This window comes from Okeania sp. (genome assembly GCF_035285525.1).
GTDB lineage: Bacteria > Cyanobacteriota > Cyanobacteriia > Cyanobacteriales > Microcoleaceae > Trichodesmium.
Genome location: NZ_JAYKGW010000103.1, coordinates 1 through 8,034 on the forward strand (window position 1 = coordinate 1; position 8,034 = coordinate 8,034).

The 8,034-nt window shown below is 35.3% G+C and carries 7 protein-coding genes; 5 read left to right on the forward strand and 2 right to left on the reverse strand.

All coding sequences use genetic code 11. The features are described from left to right. Nucleotides 1-140: 140 nt before the first annotated feature. Nucleotides 141-1,625 carry an ankyrin repeat domain-containing protein gene (locus tag VKJ25_RS09625; RefSeq protein ID WP_324236411.1) on the reverse strand — a complete coding sequence of 495 codons (1,485 nt, stop codon included), beginning with the start codon at nt 1,623-1,625 and terminating at the stop codon, nt 141-143. A 545-nt stretch (nt 1,626-2,170) separates the two neighbouring features. Here VKJ25_RS09625 and VKJ25_RS09630 point away from each other — a divergent pair. Further along, nucleotides 2,171-2,638 (forward strand): DUF4079 domain-containing protein, encoded by a 468-nt coding sequence (locus VKJ25_RS09630; protein WP_324236412.1) that lies wholly within the window; start codon nt 2,171-2,173, stop codon nt 2,636-2,638. A 243-nt stretch (nt 2,639-2,881) separates the two neighbouring features. Here the strand turns inward: VKJ25_RS09630 and VKJ25_RS09635 are convergent, their stop codons facing one another. Then, nucleotides 2,882-3,580 carry a DUF1997 domain-containing protein gene (locus tag VKJ25_RS09635; protein WP_324236413.1) on the reverse strand — a complete coding sequence of 233 codons (699 nt, stop codon included), beginning with the start codon at nt 3,578-3,580 and terminating at the stop codon, nt 2,882-2,884. A gap of 772 nt (nt 3,581-4,352) precedes the next feature. On the opposite strand from VKJ25_RS09635, the gene VKJ25_RS09640 reads away from it, so the two are divergent. The 4 genes from VKJ25_RS09640 to VKJ25_RS09655 all read left to right on the forward strand — a co-directional run. Beyond that, entirely contained in the window at nt 4,353-5,012 is a 660-nt protein-coding gene (locus VKJ25_RS09640) for an NAD(P)H-binding protein (RefSeq protein ID WP_324236414.1), read from the forward strand. A 582-nt stretch (nt 5,013-5,594) separates the two neighbouring features. Then, nucleotides 5,595-6,371 (forward strand): glycoside hydrolase family 24 protein, encoded by a 777-nt coding sequence (locus VKJ25_RS09645; RefSeq protein ID WP_324236415.1) that lies wholly within the window; start codon nt 5,595-5,597, stop codon nt 6,369-6,371. Between the two features lie 519 nt (nt 6,372-6,890). Next, nucleotides 6,891-7,469, forward strand: a complete 579-nt coding sequence (locus tag VKJ25_RS09650) for a Uma2 family endonuclease (RefSeq protein ID WP_324236416.1) — start codon at nt 6,891-6,893, stop codon at nt 7,467-7,469. 138 nt (nt 7,470-7,607) lie between these two features. After that, nucleotides 7,608-8,034, forward strand: a 427-nt coding sequence (locus VKJ25_RS09655) for a DNA cytosine methyltransferase (RefSeq protein ID WP_324236417.1), incomplete at its 3' end; no start/stop codon positions are given.

The window sequence follows — 8,034 nt, forward strand, 5'->3', positions numbered from 1 at the left end:
CAACAGGGCGGTGGAATTTCACCACGAAGGAGATAAGAGTTATTCACAAGTCGAGGTTTCCCTCATGTATTGACTTGGAACGGCCGTTTATACCCAGTTTCCTGGTTTAGCTGCCAACGAGTCGCACAGCTAAACTTAATTTAGTGACCTGCTTCAGCATTTTTCAGCAACCTAATAACATCTTGATAATTATTAAATTCTGCTAACATTAAAGCTGTACAACCACCTCGATTTTTATACGTTAAATTAGCTCCAGAATCTATTAACAATTTGACAACTTCAATATGACCTTGATATGCTGCCCACATTAAAGCCGTCGCCTCATTATCATCTCGAAGATTAATATCAGATCCTCTTTCTAAAAGTACCTTTAATGTTTCAATATCCCCTTGATATGCTGCTTTCATCATCGGAGTAGAACCTCCCTGAGCAGGAATATTTACATCGACACCAACATCTAGAAAAATATTAATAATCTCCCTATGTTTATGCCATATTGCTAATGTTAAAGCTGTCTCTCCTAAATATTTACTATTCAATAAAGATGTCAAATTTTGCTGCTCTATTTTTGCCAATAAAATAGAGACAATATCTGTATAACCATGAAAAATTGCACTAAATAAAGGTGTATCACCAGTTTGATTTTTAGTAACAATTTCCGCTCCATAATTGAGCAATAGTTTTACCATTTCTGTATGATGTTCTACTATGGCAAAACTTAGGGCTGTTTCTCCTTCTAAATCTTCAGCATTAACATCAGCATTAGCATCTAATAAAATAGAAGCGATCGCCACATTTCCTTCCGCAGCAGCAGCCATTAAAGCTGTACCACCATTTCTACTTTTAATATTTACATCTGCCCCTGATTCTAACAAAGCCTTGACAATTTCTAAATAACCTAAATCAGCAGATAAAATTAGGGCAGTTTCTCTATCTTTATCTCGAAAATTAACATCAGCACCCGCTTTTAATAGTGTATTTACAGTAGATAAATCGCCAACTTCTGCGGCTTGCATTAACCATGTTCTACCTTGCAAATTTCTAGTATTTACATCTACACCATGATTAATAAAAGTTTCTCTTATTCCCACATAATTACTATTAGCAACTACAGATAATGTAGACTCATCTACCCTAGCTCCAGCATTAAGCAAAACTTTAACTACATCTAGATAACCTTGAGCGGTTGCTAAACCCAAGGCCGTATCATAGTCTTTGTCCTGGACATTAACATCTGCTCCAGCAGTTATGAGTTGATTGACCACTAAAATATAACCATTCATCGCAGCTACCATTAGAGGAGAAGCGCCACGATCATCTTTCCCATTGACATCCGCGCCTCTACTGAGCAAAATCTCTACTATTTCAGCTCGCCCATGAGCGGAGGCCAACATTAAAGCTGTAGCCCCAAACTTTTTTCTCGTATAGTTGACATCTGCACCATTATCTAGTAAAGCAGAAGTTATTTGAGAGTAGCCTTTTTCTGCGGCCACCATTAAAGCGGTTGTCCCATCTAAAGCTTGAGCATTAGCATCAATATTTTGAGCCAACAGGAGAGATACTTGACCAAAATTACCATTTTTTACAGCCTGTACTAAGGCGCTTTCTTCTTTTTGCGAAGCCATACTAACAACTAATATCTATGTTTTTCAGATTTTAACTGATACAGTCTTTTCAGTTATCAGTTATCAGTTATCAGTTCAGAACTTAGGCAAAGGTACTATATATAGAGTTCAAAAACGATAGCGCTCTAGTTTTGAGCGCTATATCTATGGTCTGGTGCATAAGTCCTATATCAGTTATCAGTTATCAGTCAATACAGTTCAGTTAAGACTAAAACTCCTATGATATGGAACTGTTATATCATTTCTCAAAAACTTTTCTACATTTTATTGAACTGACAGATAAAGCTTAAAGGCTTTTTAGTGTTCAAAAAGTTACCATTTTAAGCAAGAGTTGGGCAAAAAAAATTACTTTCTTGCTCCCCGAATCCCCGAATCCCCGACTTCCCTACTCCTGAAAAAAGACTTTTTCAGCAAGCTCGAATTAATAATTCCCTGGCCTTATCGTAATGGCAACTGCTATAAGTATTAAAAAAGTATTAAAATCAACTCACTGCTATACTAAGTTTTATGAAGTTTTTTTACGAATCCTAGAGAGAAGAGAAATTATGGACCTACCAATTCCAGAATCTATTAAGCCTTGGCTCAACTTTTTCCATCCTGCAATTATGTGGGTACTTTTGGCCTTGACAATTTATGCTTTATATCTCGGTATTAAAGTTCGCAACAGTAGAACTGCCACAGATACAGAAAAGAAAAAAGAATTTGCGAAATTTAAAGTCAAACATCACCAAGTTGGCTCTATACTTCTAGCTTTATTGGTGATGGGGTCTATTGGTGGAATGGCCGTCACTTATATCAATAACGGCAAGTTGTTTTTTGGCCCCCATCTTCTAGCAGGATTAGCTATGACAGGAGCGATCGCTTTATCTGCTTCTTTGACTCCTTTTATGCAGAAAGGCCAAGACTGGGCACGCTATAGTCATATAGCTATTAACATTTCAATCGTTGGTCTTTTTAGTTGGCAAGCAGTAACAGGTGTAGAAATCTTGTTAAGAATTATCAGCAAGATGTAAAGCAGAATAATTGTTTCTTCAGCCCCCTTGCTATCTCAAAGCCACATAGATTTTTGTCACTAAATTTTTATGTCTGCGATCAGCAAAAGCAATGAGGGCTGGGAAACTTTTTTTAGATTTCTCGTTTATAAATAGCTATAAGTATTATTCATTCAGTATTTCAACCTTCTGGCAATGGCTGCCAGGTACTCATAAGTAAGTTCCGACCCAGGAGGCTAACTGATAACTGAAATTACCAAACCTCTACTTTCTGTTTCTTTGTTTAGGAAATGGCAAATTATAGGTAGTATGAAAATCTATCTGAGTTTTGTAGGTCAAGCACTGAGATACTTGATGTACTATTTTTAGTAATAAAGAATTGCCAGTCCTCTGAATTAAACCAGGAGAAATTTTTTGAATAAACTGAGGGAAGTTTACACCTACAGTCAAATCTAAATTCCATTTCGCCCCAGTAGTCACAGGAGAGAGTCCCAATTTTTGAATCTCTTTCTGACTACAGAATTGCTCCGTAGGTAACTCTACCAATCTCATTTCTGATTGAAATTGAATTTCATATCCAGGAGGTGTATAATCAGGCACCGGGATATTTCTAATTCTATATATTCCTACTGAGTCTGGCGGGAGTAATTCTAAACCAATTCTAGCTTCTACTTGGTATCCAAAAGAACCAAACTTTCCTATTAATAAATCATAGCCATTTTCTCCAAGAGGCTGAACTTTCATAGGATGAGCACATCGACAAAACCAATCTCGGTGAGATACAAAATGTTTTGCTACTGTTTCAGCATCTACATATAGTTCCATGCAGTCACTATATTTAGTATTAAACCAAGTAATTTTGCTAGTTTCTGATGTTTCTATTTGTTTTGTACTTAAGTAAAAATCATTAACCAAATTGTTGTCCTTATTTAAGGTTTCATCTGTTGCAAAATTGTGATGCATGATTCGCCCTCTTGTGTGTATATTATGCACTATACTCAATAATTTGAGGATTACCAAACTGGTATCTAAATTATATAGAAATAATTTATATTTAGTTAGGGAGCGGGGAGTAGGAAGTAGTTAAGAATCAGGAGGAATGAGGAGTTATGCAGAAGTTGCCTGGGAAAAATTGTTTCTTTTGGGGAGTGGGTAGTAGAGAGTAGGAAGTAGTTAAGAATCAGGAGGAATGAGGAGTTATAGAGAAGTTGCCTGGGAAAAATTGTTTCTTTTAGGGAGTGAGGAGTAAGGAGTAGGAAGTAGTTAAGAATCAGGAGGAATGAGGAGTTATGCAGAAGTTGGCTGGGAAAAATTGTTTGTTTATTTGTCATACTTACTCCAAAATTCTAACTTTTTGATTTTTCGTAAACCGTACCTTTTATGCCTAAAAACTTGCACTTTTTTAGTATCTAATTTTTATCTGTCAATGCTTTGATATTTAATCAGCAAACCTTATTTAGGAATTTTAAAGATTAGAAAGGTAATTATTAATTATTAATTATCAATTAGCTTTGGTTAAAATCATACTTGATTGAACTAAAGGCAGAAATTTTATTACAAATATGGGATAATGAAAACTATCTCTAATTAGAGCTGTCTAATTAAATTTTAAATCTTTTACAAGTAAAAATTTCAGCCTTTTTTTGTCGAAAAAAGATTTCTATAAGCAAAGCCTAATTATTGATTATCCATTGGTAAAAAAATTTACAAATTATTGAAAATTACTGAATATATTATGAAAGTATTTGTCGCTGGAGCAACTGGCCGAACAGGTTTGCGGATTGTCCAAGAGTTGGTGAAACAAGATATTTCTGTTAAAGCTTTAGTTCGCAACTTAGAAACAGCAAGAGAAATTTTACCTCCAGAAGCAGAGTTGATCGTGGGAGATGTTCTTGATTATAAGGGTCTCCATGATGCTATTGGTGATAGTACAGTGGTGATATGTGCTACAGGTGCTAAACCTGATTTTGATTTTACTGGTCCATATAAGGTTGATTATTTAGGAACTAAAAATTTAGTAGATGTTAGCAAACAGAAGGGAATTGAACGTTTTGTTTTGGTTTCATCCTTGTGTGTGTCTAAATTTTTTCATCCGCTAAATTTATTCTGGTTAGTTTTGTTTTGGAAAAAACAAGCTGAAAAATATATTGAGAAAAGTGGTATTAATTATACTATTGTTCGCCCTGGTGGTCTAAAAAATGATGACGATCAACTTCCTATTGTGATGGAATCTAGCGATCGCTTATTTGAAGGTAGTATTCCTCGCATTAAGGTAGGACAAGTTTGTGTGGAAGCAATGTTTCAACCAGCAGCTAGCAATAAAATTGTTGAAATTGTTACTCAAGCAAAAGCACCAGGAAAATCTTTGGCAGAATTATTTATCTCTGTTTCTTGACAGTAATTTTCAGGGGAGAAGCCAGAATCAATAATCTAGAAGGAGTGAGAATCACAGAAGAAGAAGCCGAAAGAATCTTCCGTTGATTTTCTCCCCTATTTTGTTTGTTTGCCCAAAATCTTAGATTTTTGATTTTTAAGCGATTTTTTGGGAACCGTACCGTACCGAAATTACCTAAAAGCTCCTACTTTATTAGTACCTGCAAAATCTAAAACCTTTAGCTGAATGCTTACAACAAAATTACGGATTCAAGAGTTGAGTAAATGTAGTTCATCTAGAAAACTATTAAAATACAGCAGATTTCCAGCATAATGAAGTACAGACCTTAAAAATTAAATGTTCCGAGTGGGGATATTTTCCTCTGATGGGTGTACTTTACCAAAAAATGAGGTATAAAGCCTCCCCTGGTTCAGGGATGAAAAAATGTTTAACTCAGTATTTCAAGCCTCCGACTTTATCGGAGGTTCACTGATAACTCAATTGTGCAGTTCCTCTTCCAGAGGCTAACTGATAACTGATAACTGAAATGACCAAGGTGAAGTCTGCTGTATTTACTCATAAAATTACTTTTGAATAATTTAGATGCGTTCTGTTAAACCGAAAATTATCAACAATAAACAAAAGCCTTCTCCAGTTGGTTTTATATTTGTCAAACGTCTAATTTTTGTATCTATACTTATAGCTTCTTTTACATCTTTTTTCCAGATTTTTAAGGGAGCATTCAATCTAAATAGACAAGAATTAATTGAACTAATTTCCCCTAGTCAATATGATTATAATAATGCAGAACAATGGCCTCAACTAGCAATGAAAGGTGGAGATCCTTATATTCGAGCCTTAATGCGAACTATTTCAGCGAGTGAATCTAATTATGCTCAACCTTATCATGTTGTTTATACAGGTAAAAAAGTATCTAACCTGAAAAAACATCCAGATTGGTGTATCAAAATTGTTTCCGGTCCGAATCAAGGAAAATGTAGCACCGCAGCAGGAAGATATCAAATGTTAACCAGTACCTGGTATTATACAGCCAAACGTTATCATCCCCGACCTAGTTGGTCTGTTTTTCAGACATCTTACAGTTTTGAGCCACAATATCAGGATGCTGTGGTACATGATTGGTTAAGCGATCGCAAGTATTGGCAGGCAGATATTCCAGAGTTATTAAGACAGGGAAAATTAGATCGAGTTTTGCGGTTATTATCAGGTACATGGACGAGTTTAGGATATGGAATTGAAACTAATTCTATGAGTAGACATTTACCTAAAGTATATGAGAAAGTTTTAGAAGATGAATTAAGTTTATTGGAGGATAATTTTTCTCAGAAACAAGAAAATTCTCAGGTAGGAGTAATATAGAATTTGGTTGAACAGTCGTCCCTATCGACGAGAGGAAGCAATCTCAGGGGGTTAAGAGATTGCTTCCTTCCACGGAGTGACCGTCGCAATGACTTAGCTATAGTAATTACCCGGATTCTATATAAAACAACAATTTCCTAAGTTATGAATTACTAAAAATGACGATTTATTAACTTCTAAATTTTTTGCACAGGAGCATTTTATGGCGATACTCCTAGCCAATATTTATTGCTAAAAAATAATTCGGTAATCTTGTATAGCAATGTGCAGGAGCTGTCCAATAGCTAAAAGCCTTATATTATCAGCTATCATTCTCCCTGTTCCCTGCGCGCAGCGCTATAATATTTTTTTTTAGTCTACTTCTTATTATCCAGATTGTCAACGGTTTTGAAAGATAAGCGATCGCGCAGCGGAACGGAGTTCTATCCCTCGATAGATTTGTTTGCCCGAAAACAATATCTATAAAACGACCCAATATGTTAACATGAAATCAAAACCTGAATTACCAGGAGAGCAACAATGGTAGCAGTTCCCAAACCGTATCAAATGACCCCCCAAGAATACCTTGAATGGGAGGAAAAACAACCGATTAAATATGAATATATGAACGGTCAAGTTTTTGCCATGACTGGAGGAACTATTCCTCATAACGACATTAGTCTTAATTTGGCAGCGGCTTTAAAAAATCATCTACGGGGTAAAGGGTGTAAAGTGTCAATGGCAGATGCTAAACTGGGAGTATCCGAAAACGGACCTTTTTATTATCCTGATGTCATGGTAACTTGCAATGAAAGAGACCGACGTGCGACTAAAGTTATTTATCATCCTTGTTTAGTGGTGGAGGTATTATCTCCAGGAACTGAAGCTTTTAACAGGGGGAAAAAGTTTAAAAATTATCGCAATATTTCTACTTTAAAAGAATACGTTTTAATTGATGCGCGAGAGATGACAGTAGAGTGTTTTCGACCTAAGGAAAATGGTGTTTGGGAAATTTATAATTATGGGGAAGGTGAGGAAGTAACCTTAACTTCTGTAGATTTTAGCTTTCCCATTGAGATGCTTTATGAGGATGTAGTTTTGGAGGAAGTAGAGGAATAAGAACGTTTACTATTGAATTTCTCCACCAGCTAAATGTTATAGTGGTAATCTTAGTGGAAAATTTGACAATTATCGAAAATCTCAACTGAAGATAATTTCTATAATATTAACCCTAATAATAATCAGAAAAATTGACTTATGTCTGGTCATATAATTAATTCCCCAACTCAATTAAGCTTTTTTAATCTTGATAAACCTATTAATTTACAAATATATGAGTATCGGTTTACTTTTATAGATTTGTTTGCTGGAATTGGCGGCTTTAGAATTCCTCTAGAAAAATTAGGAGGTAAATGTTTAGGATATTCAGAAATTGACTCCAATTCTCTTCAGGTTTATAAGCAAAATTTTCTAACTGGATATATCAATAATGATGAAAAATATTTGGGAGATATTACTAAAATTTCTGAGTTACCTTGGCAAGTTAATTTGATCGTAGGTGGTGTTCCTTGTCAACCTTGGTCTGTAGCTGGAAAGTTAAGGGGTTTTGATGATTCTAGAGGAAAACTTTGGTTTGATGCTATCAGAATTGTGGAGAAAAATCAACCAGAAGCTTTTATTTTTG

What these genes read in the sequence shown, in the direction of transcription:
- VKJ25_RS09625 (WP_324236411.1), bottom strand. Translation starts at nt 1,625, where the DNA reads ATGGCTTCGCAAAAAGAAGAAAGCGCCTTAGTACAGGCTGTAAAAAAT.
- VKJ25_RS09630 (WP_324236412.1), top strand. Translation starts at nt 2,171, where the DNA reads ATGGACCTACCAATTCCAGAATCTATTAAGCCTTGGCTCAACTTTTTC.
- VKJ25_RS09635 (WP_324236413.1), bottom strand. Translation starts at nt 3,580, where the DNA reads ATGCATCACAATTTTGCAACAGATGAAACCTTAAATAAGGACAACAAT.
- VKJ25_RS09640 (WP_324236414.1), top strand. Translation starts at nt 4,353, where the DNA reads ATGAAAGTATTTGTCGCTGGAGCAACTGGCCGAACAGGTTTGCGGATT.
- VKJ25_RS09645 (WP_324236415.1), top strand. Translation starts at nt 5,595, where the DNA reads ATGCGTTCTGTTAAACCGAAAATTATCAACAATAAACAAAAGCCTTCT.
- VKJ25_RS09650 (WP_324236416.1), top strand. Translation starts at nt 6,891, where the DNA reads ATGGTAGCAGTTCCCAAACCGTATCAAATGACCCCCCAAGAATACCTT.